A 644-nucleotide genomic window follows, 5' to 3' on the forward strand; every position below is an offset into this window, starting at 1 on the left:
GCCGGCGCGCCCGATTTCGTCCAGGGCCTCCTCCAGGCTGACGACGTCGCCATATTTGGCATCGATGTCGAACAGGTTGGCCTCGTGCGGCCCGGCATGCCGGTCGCCAACGCAATCCTTGACCACGATGGTTCGGAAGCCGTGCTGGACCGCGTCCACGGCGCTTGCCCGGATGCAGCCGCTGGTCGAGCAGCCGGCGAGTATGACCGTGTCGACCCCGTCGGCATGCAGCATCGGCGCCAGGCTGGTACCGAAGAAGGCGCTGGCATACTGCTTGGTGACGACCAGTTCATCCGGCAACGGTTCGACGCCGTCGCAGAATTCGGCCAGCGGACTGCCGGGGACCAAGGCTGCCATCACCGGCGCCTTCTTGACCCAGATCCCGCCGTCGGCGCAGTTCGGCGCGTGGTAGAGGATGTTGGTGTGGATCACCGGCATGCCGGCCTGGCGCGCCGCCGCCAGCAGCTCGGGTGTGCGTGCGACGGCCTCTACCACGCCCTGCGCGAAGAGAGGGGCGCCGGGGGTCGTGTAGGCTTTCATGAAGTCGATCATCAGCAGAGCCGGCTTGCGCCCGAAGCCGATGCGGTGACCCCAGACGCCGCTGTAGTTGTCGGCTGCCGCCTGCGTTTCGGCCTCTATAGGAA

At 67.1% G+C, this 644-nt stretch carries 1 protein-coding gene; it reads right to left on the reverse strand.

Annotated elements, in window-relative coordinates; all coding sequences use genetic code 11:
* Window positions 1–639: N-carbamoylsarcosine amidohydrolase (locus tag AC1D0I_RS32865; protein WP_477400229.1), on the reverse strand; the 639-nt coding region annotated here is incomplete at its 3' end.
* Between the last annotated feature and the right edge of the window lie 5 nt (window positions 640–644).

This window comes from Mesorhizobium sp. P2_D1 (assembly GCF_056404455.1).